This is a genomic window from Aquimonas voraii (genome assembly GCF_900101825.1).
In the GTDB taxonomy this organism is placed as follows: Bacteria; Pseudomonadota; Gammaproteobacteria; order Xanthomonadales; family Xanthomonadaceae; genus Aquimonas; species Aquimonas voraii.
On record NZ_FNAG01000003.1, the window covers coordinates 15,588 to 42,413 of the forward strand.

The window sequence follows — 26,826 nt, forward strand, 5'->3', positions numbered from 1 at the left end:
CGCTCACCTCGGTGTCGATCGCCTTCCCGCGGCGAGGCCAGCGTCCGCCCCCCACAAGGCCGGGGCGAGCAGGAAGCTCATGGTGGGCCAGGGCCCACCCTATGGCGTCATTTGAAACCGAGGTCCGCGTCGAGCTGCGGTGGGCGAGGCCTCACCCAACGCGCGCCATCGGAGCGTTTCGCGCATGAACCTCACCGGCACCGGCCTCGATCTGCCCGCCGAGCTGCGCGCGCGCCTGCGTGATCTGCGCCTGCGCACGCCGCTGCAGGCGCCGGTCGGGCCGCTCGGTCGTCAACAGAGCCGCTCGCGCGGACAGGGCCTCGAATTCGCCCAGTACCGCGGCTACGTCGCCGGCGATGCACCGCGCCAGGTCGACTGGAAGCTGTTCGCGCGCAGCGATCGCCTGTTCGTGCGTGAGTCCGAGCGTGATGCGCCGCTCAGCGTCTACCTCGTGCTCGACTGCAGCCCCTCGATGGCGCAGGACGATCTGGCAAATCCCGGCTGGACGCGGCTGCATGCCGCGCGTCGGCTGGCCGCCTGCGTGCTGGAGCTGGCCCTGCGCGAGGATGAGCTGTTCGGCCTGCTGGCCTTCGAGGCGCGCGCGCCGCTGTGGGCGGCGGCCAACGGCGGCCGCGGCCAGCGCGATCGCCTGCTGGCGGCGCTGGCGGGCCTTGCGCCGACGCAGGCCTGGCCCGATGCAAAGGCCCTCGATGCATTCGCCGCGCGCATGCCGCCCGGCGCTCTGGTGCTGGTGCTGAGCGATGGCTTCGACGCTGCAGCCGCCGAGTTCGCCGCGCGCCTCGCCGCTGCACAGCGCAGCGTGGCCTTCGTCCGTGTGCTCACCGCCGAGGAGCGCGAGTTCCCGCTGCGCGGCGCCCTGCATCTGGTCGACCCCGAATCGAGCGCGGTGCGCGAAGTCGATGCCGAGGCGGTGCGCGCGGGCTTTCTGCAGCGCTTTGGCGCCGCCCGCGCCGAGTTCATCGCGGGCCTGCAGCAGCGCGGCGTGGCCTGCGTCGAGCATTGGCTGGACCAGCCGGAAGACACCGCGCTGCGCGCCCTGTTCGGTCGCGGTGGCCGCATCGACATCGGGGGCGCGACGTGAGCCTGCTGCTGCCCACGGCCCTGTTCGCGCTGCTGGCGCTGGCCCTGCCGCTGCTGATCCATCTGCAGCGGCGCCGAGAGACCCCGCCGCCGCGGCTGTTCGCCGCGCTCGCCTACATCGATCCGCAGGCGCGGCCGAAGCAGCGGGTGCGTCTGCGCGATCGCCTGCTCCTGCTGCTGCGCCTGCTGCTGCTGGCGGTGCTGGCTTTCGTGCTGGCGCAACCGCTGCTGCACGGCCGCGCCGGTCCGCCCTGGGTGCTGCTGTGGCCGGGGCTGGATCCGGCGCAGGTCGGCGCGCTGAATGAGGACGCCGAGCTGCGCTGGCTGGCGCCGGGCTTCCCGCGGGTTGATGCGGTGGCTGCGCCCGCAGCGGGTCCGACCTTCAGCCTGCTGCGCGAGCTGGCCTTCGAGCGCCCCGCCGCGCAGGCGCTTGAAGTGCGGGTGCCGCGCGAGCTGGGGGATTGGGACGGTGCGCCGCTGCAGTTGGGCCGTGCGATCGAATGGACGGTGCTGCCGGTGGAGCTGCCGGTGGCGCCTCAATCGCCGCAGGTGCTGCGCGTTGCAGTCCATGTGATGGAGCACATCGAGTCGGAGCAGCGCCGTGCGCTGAGCGCGCTGCGAGCCTACTTCGAGGCGATGGGCGAGAACGCGCCACTGCGCTTTGTGGAGGCGAGCGAGGCGCCGCCCGCTGAGGGCGTTGATGCGCTGTGGGTGATGGCGCCGATGCAGACGCCGACACCGCGCGCAGCCGATGCGCTCCTGCAGCCGTCAGCGAACGACGCCAAGGTGCAGGACGACGCGCGCGGCGACGGTGGCGCGTTGCGCGCGCCATCGGTAGCGCCGGAGGGCGCCGGACATCCGTTGGCGGATACGAGCGCTGAGCGGGGCGAATCCGCGGCCACGGTGGGCCAGGGCCCACCCTATGCGGGTGCGCTGGCCTCGCTCTCCCCGACCTGGCGGGCGTGGCTGCGCGACGGCGGACGCGCCTTGATAAGCGGCTCGGACACACGCGAAACGCAGCCACCCCAGATCGAGCCCGCGTCTGCAGAGACTGAGGTGCTCGCCGCTCTGGATGCCCGCGCCCACACGCTGTGGCGCGGCGAGCACGCGTCGCTCAGCCGGGTGCTGACCGACGGCGCCGAGCTGCGACTGCTGGACTGCCCGCTGGACCCACGCTGCCTGCCCGAGCTGCTGGCGCCTCGCTTCCCGCGTCTGCTGCAGGGCTGGCTGGAGCCCGAGCGCGCGCCGGTTTCGCATATCGACGCGAACCTGGTCGCGCCGAGTGCGGACGGGACCCCGCCGCAGCCCGCCGGCACGCCGCTGCGCGATGCGCTGATCCTCGCGCTGCTGCTCCTGCTGCTGGCCGAACGCTGGCTGGCGGCGACCCGGAGGCCCGCATGAGCGCACCGATGTCAGCGTCGACTGCGCGCGCATTCGCGCCCAGCCCGGCAGCGCAGGCCCTGCTGCGACGCGTGCGGCGACTGGGCCTGATCGAGGCCGCGCTGTGGGTGCTGCCGGCCTGGTCACTGCTGCGTTTCGCGTCCCCGCCATGGCCGGCGCTGTGGACAGATGTCGCGGCACTGCTGGTGCTGCTCGCCATCGCCGGCCTGCGCACTCGCGAGCGCAGCCCGGCCTGGCTGGCGCAGCGACTCAATCTGCGCCTCTCGAACTTCGAGGACAGCGCCGGCCTGCTGTTCGCGCCCGGAACGGGTGCCTTGGCTGCACTGCAGCGCCAGCGGCTGGAGCAGCGCCTGCCGCGGGTCACGCTCGCCGCACTGGGCCTGCGCGCGCACTCGCCGTGGATGCTGGCGCCGGTGCTGTTGGCGGCCACCGTGCTGCTGGTGCCCGCGCAGCGCATCGATGGAGCGACCTCGACCGGCGCGCGCGAGGCGCCGACCGCGGCGGGCGAAGCACCGCTCGGCCCGCCGGCGCTTCAATCCACCGAAGTGCGCATCACCGCACCGCGCTACACCGGCCTGCCCGAGGCCACGCAGGCCGCGCTGGATATCGAAGCCGTGGCCGGCAGCCGCATCGACTGGGCCCTGCAGATCGAGCCTGCCCCCGACTCGGCAGCGCTGGTCTTCATCGACGGCCGCCGCATCGAACTCGCGCTGGACGATCAGCGTTGGCGCGGCAGCGAGACGCCCAAGGCCAGCAGCCGCTACCGCATCGAGATCGACGGCGCGGTGTTGGGGCTCGACGAAGCGGCTGCACGTCTTGAGCTGAAGCCCGATGCGCCCCCGCAGATCCGCGTCCGCCGTCCCGGCCAGACCCTGAACATCGTCGAATCGGCCGCGGCCATGGAGCTCGACATCGAGGCCAGCGACGACTTCGGCCTCGGCGCCGCCGAGCTGCTGCTGACCCTGGCCAAGGGCGACGGCGAGCTGGTCGAGGTCAGCGAGCAGCGTCTCGCCCTGCGCGGCGAAGGCGATGCGCGCAGCCGGCGCTACCTGCGCCGGCTCGATCTCGGAGCACTCGGCTTCGAGACCGGCAACGACCTGATCCTGCGCGTCGAGGTGCTGGACAGCCTGGGCCAGCGCGCGCGCAGCCCCAGCTACATCCTGCGCTGGCCCAAGCTGCGCGACACCGAGGGCGAGGGCGTGGAGGGCTTCGTCCAGCGCACCCTGCCGGCCTACTTCCGCAGCCAGCGCCAGATCATCATCGACACCGAGGCGCTGATCGCCGAGCGCGCCGCATTGGAGCGCGAGCGCCTGCTCGCGCGCAGCGACAGCATCGGCGTCGACCAACGCCTGCTGCGTCTGCGCTACGGCGAGTTCCTCGGCGAGGAGGTCGAAACCGAAGGCCCGCTGCTGCCCGAGGGCCACAGCCTCGACGACGGCCATGGCCATGCCGACCCTGCCAACTTCGGCGACGCCAACGCTCTGCTGCGCGCCTACGGCCATGCCCACGACCAGGAGGAAGGCACGACCCTGTTCGATCCGGTGACGCGGGAGCGCCTGCGCTCGGCCCTGCGCGAGATGTGGCAGAGCGAGCTGCATCTGCGCATGGGCGATCCGGTGGCGGCCCTGCCGTATCAGTACCGCGCGCTGGACCTGATCAAGCAGATCCAGCAGGCCAGCCGCATCTACCTGGCGCGCGTGGGCCTGGAGCTGCCGCCGATCCTATTCTCGCGGCGGTTGAGCGGCGATCGTTCGACGGCGGTACGACCCGGCGATCCGCTGCGCGCGGCCGAGCGTGGGGATGCGGCGCTGGTGGGGATGTTCTCGGCCCTCGCGGGCCGGGGATTGGGGATTGGGGATTCGGGATTGGTTGGGGGTGAGGCTCTTGCCGACGCGCCGCCGGCTCCCGACGCGCTCGCAGCTTTCGAGTCTTGGCTTACCGAGCAGCCGATCGAATCGACGCTGGACCTGCGCGAGCGCTTCGATCGGGTGCGACGCGATCCGGACTGCGCGGAGTGCCGTGCGGCGTTGTCCTCGAGTCTGTGGCAACGGCTGGCGCCACCGCCGCAGGGCGCGCGCTCGCGTGCGGGCATGGATGCCGCCGGCGAGGCCTGGCTGCGCGCGCTTGAGGACGCCCGATGAGCCTGCCGCCGAATGTCATTGCGATCGCCCTGGTCGCCATCGGCCTGCTCGCCGCCGCGCGCCTGCTGTGGAAGCGTCCGCAGCGCTGGCCCTGGCGCCTGCTGCTGCAGAGCGGTGCGCTGCTGCTGGTGTACCTGGTGCTGAACCCGCCCCCGCAGCTCCTGCCGCAGGCCGGCACGCTGACCGTGCTCGGCGCGGGTTGGCAGCAGGCCCATAGGGTGGGCCCTGGCCCAGCGGAGCCCCACGCTCGCCTCGGTGCGAACCTCAGCGAGGCAGCCGCCCGCGATCAACGCGATCAGGATCAAGCCGCGGCAGCGACGCGTTCACCGGCAGGAAGCGGAGACTTCGGAGCGAACAGCGCAGCGGATGCGCGCAGCGGTGCCGAGGCCACGGTGGGCCAGGGCCCATCCTATGCGGGCTCGGCGCGTGCGGAGGACGCACGCCAAGGCAGCGCTCAGCGTCGACCGTTAAACGCGAGCGCCGAGCTCGGCCCGTCCGCTGCCGTCATCGCCCTGCCGGACGCCGAGGATCCGCTGCCTCCCGGCGTGCAGCGCGCACCGGATCTGGCGACCGCACTGCGGATGCGGCCGGAGTTCTCCACCCTGCGCCTGTTCGGGCGTGGCCTGTCGCTGCGCGATCTGCAGGCCGCGCGCGGTCGCAGCCTTGAGTTCATCCCGGCGCCGCTGCCGCGCGGCTTCGTCGAGGTCGCCTACGCGCCGCAGGTGATGCTGGGTGACCGCATCGACGTCGCGGCGCGCTGGAACGGTGCGCCGCCCACGCGCGTGCAGCTGCTGGATGCGGCGGGCGAAGTGCTGGCCGAGCAGGTGTTCGATGCGGAGGCCGCGCTGAGCTCCGCGAGCTCACTGGCGCCTGCCTCCGCCCTTGCGGCGCCCTCCGCCGCGACACCGGCCTCGCGCACGTCGAGAGATCCCTCGTCGGCCGCAGCCGAAGATATCGATGTGCCGTCGTCTGCAGATCCAGCCGCGCTCGCGGCAGAGTCAGGTTTGGCGCAGGAACCTCATGACGCGAGTGCAGCCGAGGTGGCCGCACCAGAGTCCGGTGCTCGCGACGCTGCGCCCGCGCCCGCGCAGGCTTCCGCTGCCAGCGCCGTGGACACCGCCTCCGCGCAGGAGCGGGCAGACGCGACATCGCAGCGTGACCTCGGCGCGACAGCTTCATCAAGGGCCGGCGTCGTCTACCTGCGCGCACCCGCGCGCGCAACGGGCGCGCTGCCGCTGCGCCTGCGCGCGCTCGATGGCGACGAGCGGACGCTGGATGCCTACGACTTCCGCGTCGAAGTCACGCCGCCACGCGCCCCAAAGGTGCTGCTGCTGGCCGCCGCACCCGGGCCTGAGACGCGCGCGCTGCGGCGCTGGGCGGTGGACGCCGGCCTCGACTTCGACAGCCGCATCCAGTTCGCGCCGGGCCTGGTGCAGGGCGGTCGCGTGCTGGCGCCCAGCACCGAAGAGCTTGCCGCGCTGGATCTGTTCATCATTGAGGAGCGCGCCTGGGGCGCCTTGGGTGTCGGCGGTCGCGCCACCGTACTGGCCGAAGTGGAGAACGGTCTCGGCCTGCTGCTGCGCCTCACCGCACTGCCCAACCCGGGCCTGCTCGCCGAGTGGCGCGAGGCCGGCTTCGCCATCGAGCGCGTGCCCGGCGAGACCAGCGCCCAGGCGCGCCTGCCCCAGGCACCCACGCGTCTGCGCCAGCTGCCGATCCGGGTGGTCTCGGCGCAGGCCGCGTCGGCCGTGCACACAGACCAGGGTGAGCCGCTGGCGCTGTGGCGCGCGCGCGGGCTGGGGCGCCTCGGCCTGATCTGGCTGACGGACAGCTATCGCCTGCAGGCGGCGGGCCATGGAGAGGTCTACGGCGAGCTGTGGAGCGAGATCACGAGCGCGCTTGCGCGCGCACCGACCCCCGCAGCACCCGCGCCGACGCTGCGCCTGCCGCGTGGGCAGACCGAGGCCTGGGCGGGCGAGCGCATCGAGCTCTGCAGCCTGCGCGGGGCACCGTCGCTGTTAGCGCCTGACGGTTCCCGACTCACGCTGGCGGCGCCGGATGCGCAGGGCTGCGTCGCCAGCTTGCCGAGCCTGCCGGGTCGCTACCGTCTGGCCGATGGCGAGTCGACTGCGCTGGCCATCGAAGTGCGCGATCCCGGACGAGAGGCCGCACTGCACGCGGCGGATCTGCTCGCCCGCACCTTCGCCGTCGTGTCCACCCGAGCGGCTGGCGAGGACAGCAGCGGTCCCCTGTACGCCGCCGGCGACTTCCGGCCCTGGCTGCTGGCCCTGCTCGCCGTGTTGGCCCTGCTGTGGTGGCTGGAGCGGCCGCGGTCGCCGTGAGCGCTTGATGCGGGAAGCGAGCCGGGGGGTCTAGGCCTGATGCGACCGCTCGCGCGCTCGGCACGCGCCTGTCCGCGCGCGCTCTTCGTAGACACGCTCTCAGGTCAAGCCTCGACGGCTCGCGATTCGCGCCAAGCCTGCGGGTCGCGAGCACGCTCGCTCCTACACACAGCAGAGCTTCGGGGCTGCACGGGACGACCCGCGGAGCGCAAGCACTCTGTTTCTGGATCGTCAGTGGCCGCCCTTTGTGGGAGCCTGCCTGCCGGCGACCGCAGCCTTCGTCCCGCACCAGGCTCTGGATCGCGGGCTGCGGGCGCGCGCTCAGCGCGCAGGGCGCGGCGGCGCCGTCAGCTCGCGCACATCGAGAAAGCCATCACGGTCGACATCCTGCAGATCGAAGCGGGCGTTGATGCGCGCGTGGTGTTCGCTCAGGCTCAGCGCCTGCCCGCGCCGGAAGCTCGTGCCCGGCGGCAGCTCCTGCGGCTGCAGTACGCCGTCACCGTTGACGTCCATCGCGCGGAAGCCGCGGCTCATCCAGGCGCGGTATTCGGCGGGGCTGATCTTGCCGTCGCCGTCGGAATCGACGCGCGCCAACTGTTCGGCAGGGGCGTTCGGAAACGCCGATGCGAGGGCGGGCGAACAGAGCAGGGCGAGGGTCAGGGCGCGCATCGCCGCATGATAGGGCGATGCGCGCCCTGGACCCGAAGGCAGATCCGCAGGCTCAGGCGCGCACGGGCTGCAGGCTGTAGCCCTTCAGGCGCTGGGCGAACTGCTGGAGCGCCGCATTGCCCGACTGCTCGGCCTCGTGGCACCACTGGCGCAAGGCCTCCAGCGTCGCTTCCGAGCCCTGACCGGTGCGCTCGAACACCGCGCGCAGGCGTCGGCGGTAGTCGTAGACCGCCGCCAGCTGCGGGTGCTCGGCGATCCAGCGATCGAGCTTTTCCTGCTGCTCGGGCTTGAGCCAACGGCCGTGATCCTTGAGCGCGCGGCGCAGCCGACCCGGCAGCGCCTTCAGGTTGGCCTGGGCGCCGGCCATGTCGGCCTTGAGATGCGGGGCAACGACGATGCGGAAGTAGTCGGTCATCACCTGGAAGCGATGCGCCAGCACTGCGCGCACGGTGTCGGTATCGGGCATCTGGATGTTCGGGCGGATGTCGAGCTTGGGCGCGACCCGCAGGATCTTCGCCAGGCCCAGCGCCGACAGCATGCGCAGCGCCACCCAGCCAATGTCGAACTCGAAGCGGCGCAGGGCAAACCGCGCCGAGCTGGGGAACGCGTGGTGGTTGTTGTGCAGTTCTTCGCCCGCGATGATCAGGCCCCAGGGGCTGATGTTGGTGGCGCGGTCGTCGGTCTCGAAGTTGCGATAGCCCCACCAGTGGCCAAGCCCATTGATCACGCCGGCCGCCAGCACCGGGATCACCAGCATCTGCAGCGCCCACACGGTGATGCCGATGACGCCGAACACGCCGATGTTGAGGAACAGCAGCAGGCTGGGGCCGAGGCCGGGAAAGCGCGCGTAGACATTGCGCTCGACCCAGTCGGTCGGCGTTCCGTGGCCGAACTGGGCGTGGATCGTGCGATCCTTGCGCGCGCTCTGGTACAGCGTCACGCCGTGGAACAGCACCTTGTTGATGCCCAGCACCTGCGGGCTGTGCGGGTCCTCGGCGGTCTCGCAGCGGGCGTGGTGCTTGCGATGGATGGCGACCCAGTCCTCGGTGACCATGGCGGTGGTGAACCACAGCCAGAAACGCATCGGATGGCTGATGAGCGGATGCAGGTCGACCGCGCGATGCGCCTGGCAGCGGTGCAGGTAGATCGTCACCGACATCAGGGTGAGATGCGCCATCACGAGAAAGGCGCCGAGCACCAGCCACCATGCGTTGCCGAACAGGCCGTCCGTGGCCCAGGCGAAGAATGCGTTGTCCATGAAACCCTGCGTCTGCGGTGTTTTTGAGTGAACAGATGTTAGCAGCCTGCCTCCACCCCGCTTTCACGAACACCCGCACACTTCCGAGCCATGCCTGAGCTGCCCGAGGTCGAAACCACCCGCCGCGGCATCGAACCGCATCTGGTGCAGCGGCGCATCGCGCGCGCCGTGCTGCGCCGTCCCGACCTGCGCTGGCCGATCCCCCCCGAGATCACGCAGGAGTTGCCCGGGCAGCGCATCGAAGCCGTCGAACGCCGCGCCAAGTACCTGATCCTGCGCGCTGAAACCGGCGATGCCATCCTGCATCTGGGCATGTCCGGCAGCCTGCGCGTGCTGCCCGCCGGCGTGCCGGTGCGCACGCATGACCACGTCGACCTCGAGCTCGACGACGGCCAGCTGCTGCGCTTCAACGACCCGCGGCGCTTCGGCGCGCTGCTCTGGCAGGCGCGCGGGCAGACCCATCCCCTGCTGGCTGGGCTGGGCCCCGAGCCCTTGTCCGCCGAGTTCTCCGGTGAACACCTGTTCCGCCTGAGTCGCGGGCGCGCGGCACCGGTCAAGACCTTCCTGATGGACCAGGCCATCGTCGTTGGCGTCGGCAACATCTACGCCGCGGAGAGCCTGTTCCGCGCCGGCATCGACCCGCGCCGTGCGGCGGGAAAGGTGAGCCTTGCGCGCTACCAGGCCTTGGCCGAAGCCGTGCGCGAGATCCTCGCCTACGCGATCGTCCGCGGCGGCACCACGCTTCGTGACTTCCTCGCGCCTGACGGCGCGCCCGGCTACTTCGAGCAGGAGCTGCTGGTCTATGGCCGCGAGGGTCAGGCCTGCAAGCTCTGCGGCACGCAGTTGAAGCACATGGCCCTGGGCCAGCGCGCGACGGTGTGGTGTCCGCGCTGTCAGCGTTGAGAGCGGGGCATAGGGGATAGGGTGGGCCCTGGCCCACCGTGGCCATCGCTTCGCCTAGGTATCCAAGCCCGACAGAGCGCGCCAGCGCCGCATTCCCAGGAAGCTGGGCGCGGGTCGATCTCTGCTGAGCGCGAGTGCCACGCACGCGACGATCAATACCGCGGAAATACAAGCCGCGCAGCCGTCTGTAGGGTGGGCCCTGGCCCACCGTGGCCATCACTTCGCCTCGGTATCCAAGCCCGACAGAGCCCGGCAGCGCCGCACTCCCTGGAACCGGGGCGAGGGTCGACCTCTTGGTGGGCCAGGGCCCACCCTTTGTGCGCGGACCACGGCCCAGTGCTGTGTCCAGGCCGGGTTCGGGGTCTTCCTATCCTAGGTTTCGTCCTCTGCCAGCTCTACGAGCCGATCAAGGTGAACACCCACGATCACACGACCCGATGCCGGGTCCGCGACTGCGGCATGCCCCGGCATATTCGGAATCTCTCCGAGAAAGAGCACGGTCTCCGGCCATCCGTTGCAGGGCTCCGCCGCCAACCGTTGCAGTCTGCAGAGACACATCGGACGCGGTGGCGCACTCACCCCACCGCCCCCAGCGCCACGAACCGCCCTTCCAGCCGCGCCGCCTCGCGCCCGTCCTTCAGCCGCACGCTCGCCACCAGCTTCAGACGCGCCTTGCGGCGGCTGCGCATGCTGCGGATCGCGGCCTCGATGTCCTCGCCCTCGGCCAGCCGCGCCTCGGCTTCGATGTCTTCCAGCACCGGCACGAAGTACTGCACATGGCTGTCCTGCACATAGACCTCGGCGATCAGGCCAGCCTGCTTGAGTCGCGCGCTGAACAATCCCCAGCAGGCAACGGTCATCAGCCCCGCCAGGCTGCCGCCGAAGGCGCTGCCCTTGTCGTTTACGTTGGCGTCCAGCGGTGCGGCCAGCACCAGCCGTTCGGGCTCGACGCTGGCCACGCGGCAGCCCATCGCGCGCAGCGGCGGCATCGACAGCAGCACGCGTTCAAGATCCTGTCCTAGGGTGGCTTCAGGTGCGGCAATCAGCGGTGCGGCTTGGCTCATGGACAGCATCGTTCGGACAGGCGCCGGTGCGGCGGGGCAGACTATCTAGCATGCGCACGCGGATACCCACGAGTACGGACTCATCTGTCATATCGCCACCGCTACGCGGCTGGACGGTGATCAGCCTGCGCGAGCGCAGCCAGCAGGCCGCGGCGAAGCGCACGATCGAAGCGGCGGGTGCCAAGGCTCTGGCCCTGCCGGGCCTGCGCCTTGAGCCTCTCGATGCGAGCGCAGCGCTCGAACAGGCGCTGGCGAAGCGGCCGGGCATCGCCCTGTGCATCAGTCCGGCCGCGGTGCGCTTCCTGCTGAAGCTCGACCCGCGGATCGCAGCGCGGGTACCGATTGGCGCCGGCGTCGGCGCCGGCACGGCGGCGGCGCTGGGTCGCGCGGGATTCGCCGAGGTGCTGGCGCCGATCGACCAGGGTCCGCAGATCAGCGAAGGCCTGCTGGCGCATCCGCGACTGGCGCAGGGCGCTGGCGAGACCGTGCTGCTGGTGGCCGCCCCCGGCGGTCGCGGCGTGCTCGCACCAGAGCTTCGCGCGCGCGGCTTCGCGGTGGAAGAAGTACAGGTCTATCGACGCGGGCCGGCCCGGCTGGATGCGCGGCATGCGCGCACTGTGCTGACGGCCGGCGCGCCGCTGGGCCTGCTGCTGTCCAGTGCCGAGGCGCTCGACAACGTGCTGGGCCAGCTGCCGGCCGAGGCGGTCGTCAAGCTCAAGCAAGCGCGCGTGGCGGCCAGCAGCGAGCGTCTGCTCGCGCATGCCCGGTCGCGCGGGTTCAGCGATACCGTGCTGGCCGCGGGCCCGCAGCCGCAGGCTCTGGTGGCCGCGCTGGCGGCTTCCGTTATGCCTTGAGCAAGGCCGTGCTCCGCGGGCGACGGTGCGGCTCGGGTCGGGCCTTGCGACAGCGCCTTCCGGGTACCGCCAGCGCTGAAGCGAGGACGCATGGTCTGCGCCTGTAACGGGTGCACAAGGCGCAAGGCCTCTACCGCCTTCACGTTTGCGACCGGCCGGGCGGGAGGCGCATCCGCGATCTAGCGCATACACTTGCGCCCAGATCGGGGCCACACCCGACGCCACTGCGCCCGCCGCCCACGGGCTGTCCTTACTGAACGCGAGGATCCCGGTTGCTTCGAGCGCTGCCAGTGCTGTGCCTGCTGCTGATGCCGGCCGCCCTCGCGGCGCAGCCGGCCGAGGAGCGCTGGGCGGGCGATCCGCTGGCGCCCATCGCGCCGATTGAGATCGCGGCGCCGCTGCAGGCGCGGCTGGTCGAGGCCGAGCGCCTCGCCGCCAGCGGCGACTTCGCGATGGCCGGCACCGTGCTCAAGGAAGCCGCTGGCCTCGCTGCCGAGGGCTCGGCCGAGGTCGACGCCGTCGATCGGGTGTCGGCGCAGATCGAGTTCCGTCGCGGTCGCTACCCCGAAGCCTTGGCCCTGCAGCGCGGCATCCTGGAGCGCGCCAGCCGGCGCGGCGACACCGCCAGCGTGGCCCGCGCCGAGACCGACATCGCCATCCTGCTGCGCCGCCAGGGCGACCTGTCGCCGGCGCTGTCGGGCTTCGAGCGGGCGCTGAACCTCTATCGGCAGCTGAAGGACGACGACGGCATCGCCGACGTGCTGACCCACATCGGCCTGATCCGCCTGAACCAGGGCCTGTACTCGACCTCGCTGGAGTCGCTGCGGGAAAGCCTCAAGCTGCAGCAGGCCGGCGCCAAGGCCGAGATCGAGCGCACCTACCACTACCTCGGCCTGCTCTATGCCGGCCTGCGCGAGTACGAGACCGCGCGCACCTTCCTTGACCGCGGCCTCGCCGAGGCGCGGCGACTGGCCGACCCTTCGCGCGAGGCGCCGCTGCTTGGCAGCATGGCGCGCACGGCCAACCTCGCCGGCAGCTACAGCGAAGCCCTGACTCTGGCGCTGGAGGCCGAGCGCTTGGCCGAACGCCTCGGCAGTCCGCCGGGTCAGGCCTACGCACTGCTCGAGAATGGCCGCGCCAAGCTGGGCTTGAACAAGCTCGACGAAGCGCGCGAGGCGCTGATCCGCGGCGCGGCCGTCGCCGAGCGCCTGGGCCAGCGCAGCACGCTGGCGCGCTATCGCGCGACGCTCGCTGAAGTCGCCGCGCGCCAGGACCGCCCAGAGGAAGCGCTGGCGCTGTGGCAGCAGGCGCTGCCCGAGTTCAGGAGCGGCGATGACCAGCCGCAGCTGCTCGACAGCTACAAGCTGATGGTGCCGCTGCTGCGCGAGCAGGGTCAGGAAACCCGCGCGCTCGATATCGCGATGGAAAGCCTGGCCCTGCAGGAGCAACTGGCCGGCCTCGACATGAACCGCCGCGTCGCGGTGATGGAGAGCGCCTACCGTGCGCAGGAGGCCGAGCGCCAGATCGAGCTGCTGCAGCGCGACCTCGAGATCCAGTCGCTCAAGCTGCGGCAGGAGTCGCTGGGCCGCTGGCTGGCCACCTTCGGCGTGCTGAGCCTGCTGGTCATTGCCGGCCTGCTGGCCTTCCGCTACCGCGAAAGCCGGCGTCTGGGCCGCCAGCTCTCCGAAGCAAATGCCGAGCTGGAGCGCAATCGCGAAGCGCTGGCCCAGGCCAACGTCGAGCTGGAGAAGCGCGCCGAAGCACTGGCTCATGCGGCCAGCATCGATCCGCTCACCGGCATCGCCAACCGCCGCGCCTTCGTCGAGCGCTTCGAAGTGCACTGGGCGGATGCCATGAGCCGGCACGCACCGCTGTCGATCGCGCTGATCGACGTCGACCACTTCAAGCGCATCAACGACACCCAGGGCCATGCGGTCGGTGATGCCGTGCTGTGCGCGCTGGCCGCCACCCTGCAGGGCCTGCTGCGCGCCGGCACCCTGCTGGCCCGCTGGGGTGGCGAGGAGTTCGTCGTGTTGATCCCGGGCGCCAACGCGCAGGCTGCCGCAGGCCTGGCCGAGCGCCTGCGCGCTGCGGTCGAGAACCTGCGTCGCGAGGATCTGCCGCCGATCACCATCAGTGTCGGCGTGGCCTCGCTGTCCGGGCGCACGCGGCTGCGTCCCGAAGGCCTGTTCGACGAGGCCGATGGCGCGCTCTACGCCGCCAAGACCGCCGGCCGCAATCGCGTGGTGGTGGTCGCCGATCCGCAGCCGGACGGCTCCGAGCCGGAGTGAATCCGGATCGCTGGCTGCGAGCCCCCGCCCGCCGCGCGAGCCGCTTTCAGAAACGCAGGTCTACCGACACGCTCACGCTGCGGCCCGGCTGGCTGTAGAAGCCGAGGTTGGGGGTGTTCGCGGCCAGTCCGCGCACGTTGGCCCAGCGCCAATAGCGGCGGTCGCCCAAGTTGAACAGACCAAGGTTCAGACGCAGGCGATCGTGCACCTGCCACCAGGCGAAGGCGTCGAACACGGCGTGGCCCGGCGGGGCGAACAGCGCGCCGGCGCTCTCGTCGAGAGCGTCCTTGCCGCGGACGCCGGTCGCGATGAACTCGGTTCCCCAGCGGCCGCTGTCGGCGGCGTAGTTCAGGCCCAGCACGGCGGTGTCGGGGTCGACGCTGTTGAGCGGTCGCCCGCGGCGGGTGTCCTCGCCGTCCGCCGTCGCCAGCGCGCCCTGCACGCGGAAACCCTCGAGCGACTCGGCGAGCCCGGCCAGGTCCCATTCGACTTCGAGCTCGACGCCTTCGATGCGCGCGCGATCGCGGTTGATCGACTGGAACACCAGCGCGCCGGTGGCCGGGTCCACGCCGAGGTTGGCGCGCGATTCGATCAGGTCGCGGTAGTCGTTGCGGTAGGCCGACAGGGTGGCGTGCACGCGCTCGCCGGCATAGCGCCAGCCGGCCTCGAAACCGTGGCTGGTCTCGGGCTTCAACTCCGGGTTCGGCCGCACCTCGTAGTTCAGCAGCGTCAGCGACAGGCCGATGTTCAAGTCGGAAAAGGGCGGGGCGCGGAAGCCGCGCGCGTACTGCAGGAACAGCTGGCTGTTCTCAGTCGCAGCGAAGCGCAGGCCGAGCTTGCCGGTCAGGCGGTCCTCGCTGCCGTCCACCACCGCGAACTCGGGATAGTCCTCCACGAACATCGCGTCGGGGCGCGCATCCAGCCGGTACTGGTCGTAGCGCAGGCCGGGGATGAGCGCGAAGCGGCCGAGCGTGATCTCGTCCTGCACGAACAGGGCGCGGCGCTCGCCGATCGAGGTCGGGAAATCGCGCACCGGGAAGCGCTCGCCCAGCACCACGGTCGAGGTGCTGCCGTTGCGCAGGTTGGTCTCGAGGCCATCGCGCTCGCCTTGGTAGCGGTTGCGCTCCAGTTCGAGTCCGGCCAGCAGGGCGTGCGCGGCCGCGCCGGTGCTGAAGCTGCGCATGCCCAGCAGGTCCAGGCCGAGGTCGCGCTGCGTGAAGTCGAAGCGCCGCCAGCGCAGCGACTCGAAGGGTGTGGTGCGGTCGGCCAGACGGAACTGTTCGGTGTCCTGGCGGGTTTCGCTGTCCTGCGCGTAGAACAGGGCTTCGATGCGGTCGAAGCCGAGCAGGCTCGCCTCCCAGTTCGTCTTCAGGCTGATCCGATCGCGGCGCTGGGCGTCATCGCCCAGCAGTTTGTAGGTGGTGGTGAAGCGACCGGGGGCGAAGCGCTGGCTGACCACATCGGTCTGCACTGCGCTGCGCTGGTGCTCGAAGCCGAGCTCCCACTGCCCGTGTTCGCCGAAGCCGCGGCCCAGCTTGCCGAGCAGGCTGCGCGCCTCGCGGTCGGTGGGGTTGGCGTCTTCGGCCGGCGTGCGCCCGCGGTTGCCCGGTGTCCCGGCCTCGCGCAGCGAAGCGACCAGCACGCTCTGCAGGCCGTGATCGCCGGCGAAGGCATGGGTGAAGCCGAGCTGCCGGCTGGCGTCGCGGCCGGCATAGCCCGCCTGCAGCCCGACGTGGCGATCGCTGCCGCTCATCGCCAGCAGGCTGTCGGCCTCGCGGCTGCGGATGGCGACGATGCCGGCCAGCGCATCGCTGCCGTACAGGGTCGACGCCGGCCCGCGCAGCACCTCGATGCGCTCGATTCCGGCCAGTTCGCCGAAGTCGCGGCCGGCGGCGGCGAACTGGCCGACGGCGAAGGCCTCCGGCAGGGGCACGCCGTCGATCTCAACGCGCACGCGGTTGCCGCCGAGGCCGCGGATCGACACGCCCTGGCTGCCGAAGCGGTTCGGTTCCGAGTCCATGCGCAGGCCCGGCACATAGCGCACCAGGTCGGCGGCATCCACGGCCAGCCGCGCTTCGAACTGTTCGCGGTCGACCAGGCTGACGCTGGAGACGACCTGCGACAGTGGCTCGGGCGCGCGTCGCGCCACCACCACGATCTGGTCGAGGCGGGTGGCGTCGGCCGAGGCCTCCGCGTGCGTCGGCCCGGTGGGCGTCATCAATGTGGACAGGCTGAGCGCCAGTGCGATGGCGCGCGGCAGGGGACGTTGCAGTGCAGCAGTCATGGCAGGGCGGTCCGCGGCGAGGTCGGGTGCAGACTACGGGGCGCTGCCCTCACGCGAATTTGAGTGAGGTCAAATGCGCCTTCACGAAGCCCGGGAGACTGCGGTCCACCTGATCCAGGTCAGGGTTCCAGCGCGAAACCCGGGCACAGACTGGCCACCGAGCAGGACGCTCAGGCACACGACAGAACGTGCCCGCCCTGCATCCCCCGCTCGCAGCCAGGAGATCGCCATGCGTTACCGACACCTCACCGGGGCCTTGGCCCTGATGCTCTTCAGCGCCGCGGCCTGCGGCAGCGACACCGTCAACGAGCGTCCGCCGAAGTCCGAGGCCGAAGCCGGCCAAGCCGCCTACCTCGCCAACTGCGCGGCCTGTCACCAGCCCGATGGCGCGGGTCTCGCTGGCGCCTTTCCGCCGCTGAAAGGCTCGGACTGGCTGAGCGGCAACACCGCCGAGACCGCCATCCGCGCGGTGCTGACCGGTCTGTCCGGCCCGCTCAAGGTCAGCGGCAAGGACTACAACGGCGTGATGCCGGCGATGAGCCATCTGAGCGACACCGACATCGCCCACATCCTGAGCTACGTCTACACCGGCCTGAACTCGGGCGGCAGCCCGGTCAGCGCTGAGCAGGTGGCGGCCGTGCGCGCCGAGATCGGTGCGCCTACGGACCCGGCCCAGGGCCAGGCCCATCCGGGCACCTCGCAGGCTCAGGCGGCCTATGAGGGCGCGCCCACCACGCTGGCCGGCGCCGACGTCAAGCAGGTGCGCACGCCCGGTGCGCCCGACATGAGCGAGGACGAATTCGCTGCGGCCAGCGAGATCTTCTTCCAGCGCTGCGCCGGCTGCCACGGCGTGCTGCGCAAGGGTGCCACCGGCAAGCCGCTGACTCCGGACATCACCCAGGCCAAGGGCACCGACTACCTGAAGGCGCTGATCACCTTCGGCTCGCCGGCGGGCATGCCGAACTTCGGTACCGGCGGTGAGCTCACCACCGAGCAGGTCGATCTGATGGCCCGCTTCCTCCAGCACACGCCGCCGAACCCGCCGGAGTGGGGCATGCCGGAGATGCGCGGCAGCTGGAAAGTCATCGTGCCGGTCGCGGATCGCCCGACCCGCAAGATGAATGACTACAACCTGGAGAACATCTTCTCGGTGACCCTGCGCGACTCGGGCGAGATCGCCCTGATCGACGGCGACACCTACAAGATCATCAACATCATCAAGACCGGCTACGCGGTGCACATCTCGCGCATCAGCCACTCGATGCGCTACGTCTACACCATCGGTCGCGACGGCAAGATCGACCTGATCGACCTGTGGATGGAAACCCCCGACCGCGTCGCCGAGATCAAGATCGGCCTCGAAGCCCGCTCGGTCGAGACCAGCAAGTTCCCCGGCTACGAGGACAAGCTGGCCATCGCCGGTGCCTACTGGCCGCCGCAGTACGTGATCATGGACGGCCCGACGCTGGAGCCGATCAAGATCGTCTCGACCCGCGGCATGACGGTCGACACCCAGGAGTTCCATCCCGAGCCGCGCGTCGCCGCCATCGTCGGCAGCCATGAGCACCCCGAGTTCATCGTCAATGTCAAGGAGACCGGCCGCATCCTGCTGGTCGACTACAGCGACATCGACGCGCTCAAGGTGACCACGCTGGATGCCGCGCGCTTCCTGCATGACGGCGGCTGGGACGTGACCAAGCGCTACTTCCTCACCGCCGCGAACCAGAGCGACAAGATCGCCGTGGTCGACTCGCGCGAGCAGAAGATGGTCGGCCTGATCGACGTCGACAAGATCCCGCACCCGGGTCGCGGCGCCAACTTCGTGCACCCCGAGTTCGGCCCGGTCTGGGGCACCTCGGCGCTCGGCAACGCCAAGGTCACCCTGATCGGCACCGACCCCGAAGGCCACCCCGACCAGGCCTGGAAGGTGGTCGACGTGCTCGAAGGCCAGGGCGGCGGTTCGCTCTTCATCAAGACCCATCCGCAGTCGAGGAACCTGTGGGTCGACAGCCCGCTGAACCCGACCGCCGAGGTCTCGCAAAGCGTGGCGGTGTTCAGCCTCGACAACCTGGACGCGGGCTACGAGGCGCTGCCGATCGCCGAGTGGGCCAACCTCGGCGAAGGCCCGAAGCGCGTGGTGCAGCCGGAGTACAACAAGGACGGTACCGAAGTCTGGTTCTCGGTATGGAACGGCAAGGACCAGCGCTCGGCGATCGTGGTGGTCGACGACAAGACCCGCACGCTCAAGGCCGTCATCGACGACCCGCGCCTGATCACCCCGACCGGCAAGTTCAACGTCTACAACACGGCGAAGGACGTCTACTGATCCTCGCTCGCTGCAAGGTTTGAACGCACAAGGCCCGGGTTTCCCGGGCCTTGTGCGTTCTGGGGCTGCGGAGGCCGGAAGCGTCCCGAATAGAGCTGGCGAAGCAGTGCAAGCCCGAGGCTGCGAGTCCGTGAGTCAGCATCCTGCAGCGTGCCAGGCGAAGCTCCGGCGGGGTCAGAGATGCCCAGCTCGAAGCCCGCGTTCGCTTCAGGGGCAGTGGGTTGTCCGGATCCTGCCGTGACACCCCCGGTGATCGCAGGTCACGCTGATGATCTCGACTCCCGGCGTGCAGTTGACAGGAATGCCCCAGCGCTGCGCCTGGTCAAGGATGGACAGGATGTAGTCTTCGTCGAGGTAGTTGTCGGCACTGAAATCCCGCAGCGATTCGCGGCGATTCGGAAAGAACCGTCCGTTCAATTGCCCGGTGTCATCGATAATCTTGAATTCGTAGATGCCGACGGAGGGCGGGCTCGTGATTAGCATCAGGTTGAACTCGACGTTGATTCTTCCCCCGTCCGGGAAGCTCAGCGTGGCAACGAAGTTGCCGGTGCCCAGCCCCTCCACGGCGCCCAGCCGCGCCAGGGCCTGCTGAACCACCGGCGTGAGGTTGGCGACCGAGATGCCCGCGAACTCGCTGGTGAAAATCTGCTCAACCCGTGACTGGACGAAGCTGCGGGTCTGGCCGAAGGCGAAGCCGTTGCTGATGAACTCCGGAAGGGTGGGCGCCACCTCGGCTGGAACGGAAATCTGCTTCAACTCCGCCTCCGTTGCCCAATAGGCGTTCGCAAAGTCACGCATCTCGGGCTCGACAGGCACGCTCAGCGCCCGAACGATGTTGGTCCCTGGTTCGCTGGTCACCTGTAGCCACACCTTCTCGACGTGCATCGCAGCGTTGTCGAACACGTAAACCGTCGCGTCATCGCGGGCGCTCGCCGCCGCTGCCAGAGCCGCGTTGCGATAGCCGCTGGGGTTGCAAGCATCGCAGCGAGCCACCAAGGGGTCGGCAGCTTGGGAGCTGCCAGCCGCAGCGAGGAGCAGGACGCAGCAAGAAAGAAGTCTGAGCATGATCGATCGCCTCGAAAGAGCAGCCCTACCATTCGAAGTGGATTGCCGAAGGGAGCTGATCGCAAGCCTTCGGTCACGGAAAATCTCCGGGATTTCCCGGCGGATGGACAAGCTGTCATTTCTGACAGTGGGAGCAGGCTCGGCCCGCGTGGGCGGGCTCGCTGCAGAAGGTGATGCGAGACAGTCCGCCATCAACGCGCTTGTTGATGCAGGGCCGCACAGCGCTCGCTAGAGTCGCGCTCCGGGCATCCCCCGGTTTGCATGCGCGTGGAGATGCTCTGCCGATGACGATGCCCCCTTCAGACGATAGAACCGGAGCGTCGACGGCGCCCCAAGCTCCCGATGCGTGGGGCGCGCTCGATCCCGTCCTCGCCGACGCCGCCCGCGCCGTGGCCGAACGCGCCTATGCGCCGTACTCGAACTTCCATGTCGGCTGTGCACTGCGCACGGCCGGTGGCGGCGTGTACGCGGCCTGCAACGTCGAGAACAGCGCCTATCCGCTCAGCGGGTGCGCGGAGCGGCATGCGCTGGCGGCTGCGGTGGCGGCGGAGGGTGCAGGTGTCGAGGTGGTCGAGCTGGTGGTGCTGGCCTTCGATGCCGAGGGCCGTGCGCAGGAGGCCGCGCCCTGCGGCGGCTGCCGGCAGCAGATCTTCGAGCTGGGGCCGCGGGCATGCGTCGGCTTCGTCGCCGAGGGGGAGGTGCGCATGCTGCCGATCGAGGCCTTGCTGCCTTTCGGTTTCCGGCTGGCGCCTTGAGCTTCGCGCAAGGCATGGGGTGGGCTTGACCGCAGGCCCGGCCGCGCGACGCTGTCCCGAATCCCGAATCCCGAATCCCGAATCCCGAATCCCGAATCCCGGCGACTCAGCCGCTTGATTCTGATCAGCGCCGTGTCCGTGCGGCGGGTGCAGGCTGTGGCTCCGTTCGCCCTGTCGCCACGCCCATGTCCGACCCTGTCCTCACCGCGCGGCAGCTGCTGCCCCTGCTCGACCTGACCTGTCTCGACGAGGACGCCACGCCGGCGCAGATCGCCGCGCTGTGCGCCCGCGCCGATGGGCCGCATGGGCGCGTGGCAGCGGTCTGCGTGTATCCCGAGCATGTCCAGCACGCGCGCTCGCGGCTGCCGGAATCGATCGCGGTGGCGACGGTGGTGAACTTCCCCGAGGGCGGCGAGGACCCGCTGCGGGTGGCGCGCGAGATCCGCCGCGCGCGTGCCGTCGGCGCGCAGGAGATCGATGCGGTGCTGCCCTGGCAGGCCCTGCTGCAGGGCCGCGAGGGCCCGGCCCGGCAGGTGCTGCGCGCCGCCCGCGAGGCCAGCGGCGGCGCCCTGCTCAAGATCATCCTCGAAAGCGGCGAACTGGCCGCACCCGATCGCATCGTCCTGGCCAGCGAGCTGGCGCTGGAGGCTGGCGCGGATTTCCTCAAGACCAGCACCGGCAAGGCCAGCGTGGGCGCCACCCTGCCGGCCGCGCAGCTCATGCTGGACACGATCCGCCGGCGCGCGGCACCGGCGGGCTTCAAGGCCGCGGGAGGCTTGCGTTCGCTGGCCCAGGCCGAGCCCTACCTGCGCCTCGTCGAGCGCGAGCTGGGCGAGGCCGCGCGGGGGCCGGCGCGGCTGCGCTTCGGCGCCAGCGGCCTGCTCGACCAGATCGAGGCCGCGCTGGAAGGCCGACTCCCGACCGACACCGGCACCTACTGAGGGTCCGCCCATGCACGCCGCGCCCTTCCGTTTCGACAGCCTGATCGCGGCCAAGCGCGAGGGCCGCAGCGTGCTCGCCAGCGAGTGGTGCGAAGTCGCGCAGGGCCTGGCCGACGGCCGGCTCGACGACGCCCAGGCCGGCGCGCTGGCGATGGCGGTCTGCCTGCGCGGGCTCTCACCCCGCGAGACGCGCGACCTCACCGCATCGATGCGTGACTCCGGCCGCGTGCTGAATTGGCCTGCGCTGGGCGTCCATGCGCCGGTGCTGGACAAGCACTCCACCGGCGGCGTCGGCGACTGCCTCAGCCTGGTGCTGGCGCCGGTGCTGGCGGCCTGCGGTGCGGCCGTGCCGATGGTGTCGGGGCGTGGCCTCGGCCACACCGGCGGCACGCTGGACAAGCTGGAAGCCCTGCCAGGCCTGCGCACCGAGCTCAGCCTCGAGCAGTTCGCCAGCTGCGTGCGTCGGCAGGGGCTGGCGATCGTCAGCGCCTCGCGTGAACTGGCGCCGGCCGACCAGCGCCTGTATGCGATTCGCGACCGCACCGCCACGGTCGACTCGCTGCCGCTGATCGTGAGCTCGATCCTGTCGAAGAAGCTCGCCGCCGGCGTGCAGCACCTGCTGTTGGACCTCAAGCTCGGCTCCGGGGCGATCTTCCGCGAGCGCGGCGAGAGCGAGGCCCTGGCCCAGGCGCTGGTGGCCACCGCGCAGGCCCTGGGCCTCGGCTGCGAACTGGCCTTCAGCGACATGGACCAGCCGCTGGCCAATGCCGCCGGCAATGCGCTCGAACTGGATGCCGTGGCTCGCGTCCTGCGCGGCGAGGACACGCGCTCGCGCCTGTATCGGTTGAACCTCGCCTTCTGCGCGCGCCTGCTGCTGCACGGCGGTCTCTGCGAAGACGAGGCCGAAGCGCAGGCGCGGGTGCACTGGGCCCTGTGCAGCGGCCAGGCGGCGGCGCGCTTCGAGGCCATGGTGCGGGTCATGGGCGGGCCGGCCGAGGCGCTGTCGGCACCGCATCGCTGGCGCGAACAGGCGCCCTGCGTGGGCGATCTAGTCGCTGCAGACGACGGCGTGCTGGCGCGCATCGACACCCGCGCCCTGGGCCAGGTCTGCCTGCAGCTGGGCGCGGGCCGCGGTGCGGCCGACGCGCGCATCGACCCGCGCGTGGGGCTGTCGGACATCCTCGAGGTCGGCGGCCGAGTGCGCCGCGGCGACCCGCTGCTGCGTATCCACGCGGCCAGCGCGTCGGCGCTGGAGGCGGCGCGACAGGCCTTGCTGCCGGCCCTGCAGCTCAGCGAACGCATCCCGGAACCGCGGCCGCTGCTGCACGGCTGGCTGGAGCCGAGCCCGGAGGCTTTCGCCAACGCACAGAGCGAGGCCTGCGCGGCGCAGCGCGCCTGCCGTGACTGCGCCGAGCCCGGCTGCCGCGGCCCGCAGGCGCTGGCCGCCAGCCGCGCCCAGAGCCGCTGCCGCGACGCCGCCCTGCTCGCATGAGCGCGCCGCGCATCCGCCGCGCCGTGGTGGTGGTGCTGGATTCGCTCGGCATCGGCGCACTGCCCGACGCCGAGCGCTTCGGCGATGCCGGCAGCGACACCCTGGGCCATATCGCCGCGGCCTGTGCGGCGGGGGAGGCCGACAGCGGGCCACGCGCGGGCCTGCCCGAGTGGCTTGCGCGCAGCGGTCCGCTGCGGGTGCCGAATCTCGAAGCCTTGGGCCTCGGCCGCGCCGCACGCCTGGCGACGGGCCGCCTGCCGGCCGGCTTCGACGATACGGCGCCGATGAAGGGGGCGTGGTCCGCGGCGCGCGAGCGCTCGCCCGGCAAGGACACCGTCACCGGCCACTGGGAGCTGATGGGCCTGCCGCTGAAGCAGGCGTGGGGCTATTTCAGCGCGCCGGTCGACAGCTTTCCGCCCGCGCTGCTCGATGCGCTGGCCGCCGAGTGCAGCCTGCCCGGCTGGCTGGGCAACTGCCACGCCTCGGGCACCGAGATCCTGAAGCGCCTCGGCGAGGCGCATATCGCCAGCGGCAAGCCCATCATCTACACCTCGGCCGATTCGGTGCTGCAGATCGCCGCGCATGAGCAGCACTTCGGCCTCGCGCGCCTGTATGCACTGTGCGAGGCCGCGCGCCGCCATGTCGATGCCTGGAACATCGGCCGCGTCATCGCCCGGCCTTTTGTCGGCGACAGCGCCGAGAGCTTCCGCCGCACCGGCAACCGCCACGACTATGCGGTGCCGCCGCCGGGCTCGACCCTGCTCGACGTGCTCCAGCAGAACGGGCTCGCCACCGTCGGGGTCGGCAAGATCGGCGATCTGTTCGCCCATCGCGGGCTGGACGAGGAGATCCACGCCAGCGGTCTCGACGGCCAGATCGACGCCACTCTGGCCGCGGTGGATGCGCTGGACCGCCCCGGCCTGGTGTTCGCCAACCTGGTCGACTTCGACAGCGAGTACGGGCACCGCCGCGACGTGGCCGGCTATGCCGCGGCGCTGGAGCGCTTCGATGCGCGCCTGCCCGAGCTGCGCGCGCGGCTCGACTCCGACGACCTGCTGGTGCTGACCGCCGACCACGGCAACGACCCGACCTGGCGCGGCAGCGACCACACCCGCGAGCACGTGCCGATCCTGGTCTCCGGCGCCCATGTCGCGCCGGTCAGCCTCGGCCTGCGCGCGGGCTTCGCCGACCTCGCCCAGGGCCTGGCCACGGCCTTCGGGCTGGCGCCGCTGGCCGCCGGGCGCGACCTGTTCGAGTAGCGCGCTGCGCTGGACCTTCCGATCCGCTGCCGGAGTTTTCGATGAGCACGCCCCACCTTGGCGCCGAAGCCGGTGCCTTCGCCGACACCGTGCTGCTGCCGGGCGACCCGCTGCGCGCGCGCCACATCGCCGAGCACTTCCTCGACGACGCGGTCGAGGTCAACCGCGTGCGCGGCATGCTCGGCTATACCGGGAGCTACCGCGGCCGGCCGATCAGCGTGCTCGGCAGCGGCATGGGCATGCCGTCGTGCCTGATCTATGCCACCGAGCTGATCCGCGAGTACGGCGCGCGTCGCCTGCTGCGGCTTGGCACGGCCGGCAGCCTGCAGCGGGATCTGAAGCTTGGCGCGCTGGTGCTGGCGACCGCGGCCAGCACCGACTCCAGCCTCAACCGCCGCCGCTTCGACGGCATGGACTACGCGCCACCGGCGAGCTTCGCCCTGTGCCGGCGCATTGCCGAAGCGGCGGAGTCGGCGGGCGCTGCCCTGCATGCAGGGGGCGTGTTCTCCACCGACCGCTTCTACAGCGATGAGCCGGCGCTGCTGACGCTGTTGGAGCGCATGGGCCTGCTGGCGGTGGAGATGGAAGCCGCTGCGCTGTTCGGTATCGCCGCCGAGCACGGCGTCGAGGCCGGCTGCCTGCTCACCCTCAGCGACGAGCTGCACAGCGGCCAGCGCTTTTCCGCCCGCCAGCGCGAGGAAGGCCTGGCCTTGGCCACGCGAATTGCGCTGGAGGCGCTCGCATGGGGCGGGATTGGGGATTCGGGATTCGGGATTCGGGATTCGAAGCGGCGCGGCGACTGCGTGACCCAAGGGGCGTGCTGCTTGCAAAGGGTGGGCCCTGGCTCCTGATAACCGGGATTTGGGATTCGGGATTCGGGATTCGAAGAGGCGCGGCGACTGCGTGACCCAAGGGGCGTCCCGCTCGCATAGGGTGGGCCCTGGCCCACCCTATGCGGGATTCAGCGGATCGCCCTGCCGCGCCCACCGAGCGAATCCACATCGCCTGCGCGCGCACGATGCTCTGATGCGCGCATGCCCATCGCCCCGCCTTCCGCTCTCGACCTGTTCCCTCCCACCCGGACGGAGGGTCTGCGCCGGCTGCAGGCCTTCCTGCCGCGTGCGGGTGCACGCTATGCCGCCGAGCGCAATCACGACCTCGGTCTTGAGGCACGCGGCAATGTCTCGATGCTCTCGCCCTACCTGCGCCATCGCCTGCTGACCGAAGCCGAGGTGGTGCGTGCGGTGCTGGCGCGACACGGGCATGCCGCGGCCGAGAAGTTCGTGCAGGAGGTGCTCTGGCGCACCTACTGGAAGGGCTGGCTGGAGCTGCGGCCCGAGGCGTGGCGTCGCTACCGCGCGGAGCTCGCGCACGAGCGCGCGGCGACCGCGGCCAACGCCGGACGGGCGCATGCGCTGGCCCAGGCCGAGCGCGGTGCCACCGGCATCGAGGGCTTCGACGACTGGGCGCGCGAACTGGTGGAAACCGGCTACCTGCACAACCACGCGCGCATGTGGTTCGCGTCGATCTGGATCTTCACCCTGCGCCTGCCGTGGACGCTGGGCGCCGACTTCTTCGCCCGCCATCTGCTCGATGCCGATCCCGCCTCGAACACGCTCGGCTGGCGCTGGGTGGCCGGCCTGCAGACGCCCGGCAAGACCTATGCGGCCAGCGCCGACAACATCGCCCGCTACAGCGGCGGGCGTTTCCGGCCGCAGGGCCTGGCCAGCGTCTGCGAGGCCCTGAGCGAGCCTCCGCTGCCGTGCGCGCAGGCGCTGCCGCCGCGCAAGCCGCTCGATGCGTCCACGCCCTGCCTGCTGCTGGTCCACGGCGAGGATCTAGATCCGCACAGTCTGCTGCCGGAAGGCCCGCGTCCGCGTCATGTGCTGATTGTCGAAGGCGTCGGCGCGGCGTCGGCCGAGGGGTCCAGCGCTGGCCGCGACTGGCCCTGGGGCGCAAAGGCCAAGGCCTTCGTCCACGGCGCCTGCCTCGATCTGGAAGCGCGCCTGGTGGCGGACGGGCTGGCGGTGACGCGGTTGCCGGCACTCGGGGCCGATGCGCTCGCCACGATCGCCGGCGACAGCGGCGTGTCGACCGTCGTCACGGCCGAAGCCCCGGTCGGCCCGGTCGCCGATGCGCTCGACGGACTCGAGTCGGCGCTGGCCAAACGCGGCCTCCGCCTGCAGCGCCTGCGCCGCGACTGGGACAGCCGCTTCTGGCCGCGCGCCAGCCGCGGCTTCTTCGCCTTCCGCGAGCACATCGCCGATGAGCTGCGCGCGCTCGGAATGCCGGGCCTGTGAGCACGCCCGCGCTCACGGTCTGGTACGACGGCGCCTGTCCGCTGTGCCGCCGCGAGATCGCCCTGATGTGTCGACTCGACTGGCGCCGGCGGGTGGCTTTCGTGAATCTCAGCGAGGCCGCACCGGAGGCCTGCCCCCTCGATCCGGCCGCGCTGCTGGCGCGGATGCATGCGGGCGACGGCGAGCGTCTGTACGACGGTGCGGCGGCCTTCGCCGCCCTGTGGCGGCAGCTGCCCCTGCTCTGGCCGCTGGGCCAGCTCGCGCGCCTGCCCTTGGTGCTCACCGTGCTGGAACGCGGCTACGTCCGATTCCTGCGCTGGCGGCCGCGGCTGCAGCGCTGGGCTGGCGGATGACCGCCCGACAGCAGGTTCAGCTCGGGG

At 71.1% G+C, this 26,826-nt stretch carries 20 protein-coding genes; 15 read left to right on the forward strand and 5 right to left on the reverse strand.

Features of this window, described 5'->3' with window-relative positions; all coding sequences use genetic code 11:
• The first annotated feature begins 184 nt into the window (after nucleotides 1–184).
• From BLP83_RS07745 to BLP83_RS07760, 4 genes are read left to right on the forward strand one after another with little or no spacing between them, the layout of a single operon-like run.
• Nucleotides 185–1,102 carry a DUF58 domain-containing protein gene (locus BLP83_RS07745; protein WP_091240968.1) on the forward strand — a complete coding sequence of 306 codons (918 nt, stop codon included), beginning with the start codon at nucleotides 185–187 and terminating at the stop codon, nucleotides 1,100–1,102.
• Nucleotides 1,099–2,502, forward strand: a complete 1,404-nt coding sequence (locus BLP83_RS07750) for a BatA domain-containing protein (protein ID WP_176764065.1) — start codon at nucleotides 1,099–1,101, stop codon at nucleotides 2,500–2,502. Before BLP83_RS07745 ends, BLP83_RS07750 begins: the two co-directional genes overlap by 4 nt.
• Nucleotides 2,499–4,643, forward strand: a complete 2,145-nt coding sequence (locus BLP83_RS07755) for a DUF4175 family protein (protein WP_091240972.1) — start codon at nucleotides 2,499–2,501, stop codon at nucleotides 4,641–4,643. Before BLP83_RS07750 ends, BLP83_RS07755 begins: the two co-directional genes overlap by 4 nt.
• Nucleotides 4,640–6,985: a hypothetical protein gene (locus BLP83_RS07760; protein ID WP_091240974.1), complete on the forward strand. Its 2,346-nt coding sequence runs from the start codon at nucleotides 4,640–4,642 to the stop codon at nucleotides 6,983–6,985. Before BLP83_RS07755 ends, BLP83_RS07760 begins: the two co-directional genes overlap by 4 nt.
• Nucleotides 6,986–7,306: 321 nt before the next feature.
• Here the strand turns inward: BLP83_RS07760 and BLP83_RS07765 are convergent, their stop codons facing one another.
• Nucleotides 7,307–7,654: an EF-hand domain-containing protein gene (locus tag BLP83_RS07765; protein ID WP_091240976.1), complete on the reverse strand. Its 348-nt coding sequence runs from the start codon at nucleotides 7,652–7,654 to the stop codon at nucleotides 7,307–7,309.
• Nucleotides 7,655–7,706: 52 nt separating this feature from the next.
• Nucleotides 7,707–8,912, reverse strand: coding sequence for a DesA family fatty acid desaturase (locus BLP83_RS07770; protein ID WP_091240978.1), 1,206 nt, complete (start codon nucleotides 8,910–8,912; stop codon nucleotides 7,707–7,709).
• 90 nt (nucleotides 8,913–9,002) lie between these two features.
• Here BLP83_RS07770 and mutM point away from each other — a divergent pair, with 90 nt between their 5' ends.
• Nucleotides 9,003–9,815 carry a bifunctional DNA-formamidopyrimidine glycosylase/DNA-(apurinic or apyrimidinic site) lyase gene (mutM, locus tag BLP83_RS07775; RefSeq protein ID WP_091240980.1) on the forward strand — a complete coding sequence of 271 codons (813 nt, stop codon included), beginning with the start codon at nucleotides 9,003–9,005 and terminating at the stop codon, nucleotides 9,813–9,815.
• 575 nt (nucleotides 9,816–10,390) lie between these two features.
• Here mutM and BLP83_RS07780 read toward each other — a convergent pair.
• On the reverse strand, nucleotides 10,391–10,879 hold the full coding sequence (locus BLP83_RS07780; RefSeq protein WP_091240983.1) for a YiiD C-terminal domain-containing protein: 489 nt from the start codon (nucleotides 10,877–10,879) through the stop codon (nucleotides 10,391–10,393).
• Between the two features lie 116 nt (nucleotides 10,880–10,995).
• Between BLP83_RS07780 and BLP83_RS07785 the strand changes: the two genes are divergently transcribed.
• Both BLP83_RS07785 and BLP83_RS07790 read left to right on the forward strand, forming a co-directional pair.
• Nucleotides 10,996–11,733, forward strand: a complete 738-nt coding sequence (locus tag BLP83_RS07785) for a uroporphyrinogen-III synthase (protein ID WP_176764066.1) — start codon at nucleotides 10,996–10,998, stop codon at nucleotides 11,731–11,733.
• A 290-nt stretch (nucleotides 11,734–12,023) separates the two neighbouring features.
• Entirely contained in the window at nucleotides 12,024–14,024 is a 2,001-nt protein-coding gene (locus BLP83_RS07790; protein WP_091240989.1) for a tetratricopeptide repeat-containing diguanylate cyclase, read from the forward strand.
• A 46-nt stretch (nucleotides 14,025–14,070) separates the two neighbouring features.
• Here BLP83_RS07790 and BLP83_RS07795 read toward each other — a convergent pair whose 3' ends face one another.
• Nucleotides 14,071–16,308, reverse strand: coding sequence for a TonB-dependent hemoglobin/transferrin/lactoferrin family receptor (locus BLP83_RS07795; protein WP_091240991.1), 2,238 nt, complete (start codon nucleotides 16,306–16,308; stop codon nucleotides 14,071–14,073).
• A gap of 229 nt (nucleotides 16,309–16,537) precedes the next feature.
• Between BLP83_RS07795 and BLP83_RS07800 the strand changes: the two genes are divergently transcribed.
• Nucleotides 16,538–18,634 (forward strand): cytochrome D1 domain-containing protein, encoded by a 2,097-nt coding sequence (locus tag BLP83_RS07800; protein ID WP_281187115.1) that lies wholly within the window; start codon nucleotides 16,538–16,540, stop codon nucleotides 18,632–18,634.
• Nucleotides 18,635–18,841: 207 nt separating this feature from the next.
• Here the strand turns inward: BLP83_RS07800 and BLP83_RS07805 are convergent, their stop codons facing one another.
• Entirely contained in the window at nucleotides 18,842–19,699 is an 858-nt protein-coding gene (locus tag BLP83_RS07805) for a hypothetical protein (RefSeq protein WP_143006604.1), read from the reverse strand.
• 290 nt (nucleotides 19,700–19,989) lie between these two features.
• On the opposite strand from BLP83_RS07805, the gene BLP83_RS07810 reads away from it, so the two are divergent.
• From BLP83_RS07810 to BLP83_RS07840, 7 genes are all read left to right on the forward strand, one after another.
• Nucleotides 19,990–20,454, forward strand: coding sequence for a cytidine deaminase (locus BLP83_RS07810; RefSeq protein WP_091241460.1), 465 nt, complete (start codon nucleotides 19,990–19,992; stop codon nucleotides 20,452–20,454).
• Nucleotides 20,455–20,639: 185 nt separating this feature from the next.
• Nucleotides 20,640–21,395, forward strand: a complete 756-nt coding sequence (deoC, locus tag BLP83_RS07815) for a deoxyribose-phosphate aldolase (RefSeq protein WP_091240996.1) — start codon at nucleotides 20,640–20,642, stop codon at nucleotides 21,393–21,395.
• Nucleotides 21,396–21,405: 10 nt separating this feature from the next.
• Nucleotides 21,406–22,887, forward strand: a complete 1,482-nt coding sequence (locus BLP83_RS07820) for a thymidine phosphorylase (RefSeq protein ID WP_091240998.1) — start codon at nucleotides 21,406–21,408, stop codon at nucleotides 22,885–22,887.
• Nucleotides 22,884–24,146, forward strand: a complete 1,263-nt coding sequence (locus BLP83_RS07825) for a phosphopentomutase (protein WP_245679983.1) — start codon at nucleotides 22,884–22,886, stop codon at nucleotides 24,144–24,146. Before BLP83_RS07820 ends, BLP83_RS07825 begins: the two co-directional genes overlap by 4 nt.
• A gap of 41 nt (nucleotides 24,147–24,187) precedes the next feature.
• On the forward strand, nucleotides 24,188–24,997 hold the full coding sequence (deoD, locus tag BLP83_RS07830) for a purine-nucleoside phosphorylase (RefSeq protein WP_091241000.1): 810 nt from the start codon (nucleotides 24,188–24,190) through the stop codon (nucleotides 24,995–24,997).
• A 183-nt stretch (nucleotides 24,998–25,180) separates the two neighbouring features.
• A complete protein-coding gene (locus BLP83_RS07835; protein ID WP_091241002.1) occupies nucleotides 25,181–26,446 on the forward strand; it encodes an FAD-binding domain-containing protein in 1,266 nt (421 codons plus the stop codon).
• The gene (locus tag BLP83_RS07840; protein WP_091241004.1) at nucleotides 26,443–26,799 is read left to right on the forward strand and encodes a thiol-disulfide oxidoreductase DCC family protein; all 357 of its coding nucleotides are present in this window, start codon (nucleotides 26,443–26,445) and stop codon (nucleotides 26,797–26,799) included. Before BLP83_RS07835 ends, BLP83_RS07840 begins: the two co-directional genes overlap by 4 nt.
• The last annotated feature ends 27 nt before the right edge of the window (nucleotides 26,800–26,826 follow it).

Coding starts and splice junctions, on each gene's coding strand:
- BLP83_RS07835 (WP_091241002.1), top strand. CDS start 25,181: ATGCCCATCGCCCCGCCTTCCGCTCTCGACCTGTTCCCTCCCACCCGG.
- BLP83_RS07745 (WP_091240968.1), top strand. CDS start 185: ATGAACCTCACCGGCACCGGCCTCGATCTGCCCGCCGAGCTGCGCGCG.
- BLP83_RS07800 (WP_281187115.1), top strand. CDS start 16,538: ATGCGTTACCGACACCTCACCGGGGCCTTGGCCCTGATGCTCTTCAGC.
- BLP83_RS07760 (WP_091240974.1), top strand. CDS start 4,640: ATGAGCCTGCCGCCGAATGTCATTGCGATCGCCCTGGTCGCCATCGGC.
- BLP83_RS07825 (WP_245679983.1), top strand. CDS start 22,884: ATGAGCGCGCCGCGCATCCGCCGCGCCGTGGTGGTGGTGCTGGATTCG.
- BLP83_RS07795 (WP_091240991.1), bottom strand. CDS start 16,308: ATGACTGCTGCACTGCAACGTCCCCTGCCGCGCGCCATCGCACTGGCG.
- BLP83_RS07805 (WP_143006604.1), bottom strand. CDS start 19,699: ATGCTCAGACTTCTTTCTTGCTGCGTCCTGCTCCTCGCTGCGGCTGGC.
- BLP83_RS07820 (WP_091240998.1), top strand. CDS start 21,406: ATGCACGCCGCGCCCTTCCGTTTCGACAGCCTGATCGCGGCCAAGCGC.
- BLP83_RS07765 (WP_091240976.1), bottom strand. CDS start 7,654: ATGCGCGCCCTGACCCTCGCCCTGCTCTGTTCGCCCGCCCTCGCATCG.
- BLP83_RS07755 (WP_091240972.1), top strand. CDS start 2,499: ATGAGCGCACCGATGTCAGCGTCGACTGCGCGCGCATTCGCGCCCAGC.
- BLP83_RS07810 (WP_091241460.1), top strand. CDS start 19,990: ATGCCCCCTTCAGACGATAGAACCGGAGCGTCGACGGCGCCCCAAGCT.
- deoD (WP_091241000.1), top strand. CDS start 24,188: ATGAGCACGCCCCACCTTGGCGCCGAAGCCGGTGCCTTCGCCGACACC.
- deoC (WP_091240996.1), top strand. CDS start 20,640: ATGTCCGACCCTGTCCTCACCGCGCGGCAGCTGCTGCCCCTGCTCGAC.
- mutM (WP_091240980.1), top strand. CDS start 9,003: ATGCCTGAGCTGCCCGAGGTCGAAACCACCCGCCGCGGCATCGAACCG.
- BLP83_RS07780 (WP_091240983.1), bottom strand. CDS start 10,879: ATGAGCCAAGCCGCACCGCTGATTGCCGCACCTGAAGCCACCCTAGGA.
- BLP83_RS07770 (WP_091240978.1), bottom strand. CDS start 8,912: ATGGACAACGCATTCTTCGCCTGGGCCACGGACGGCCTGTTCGGCAAC.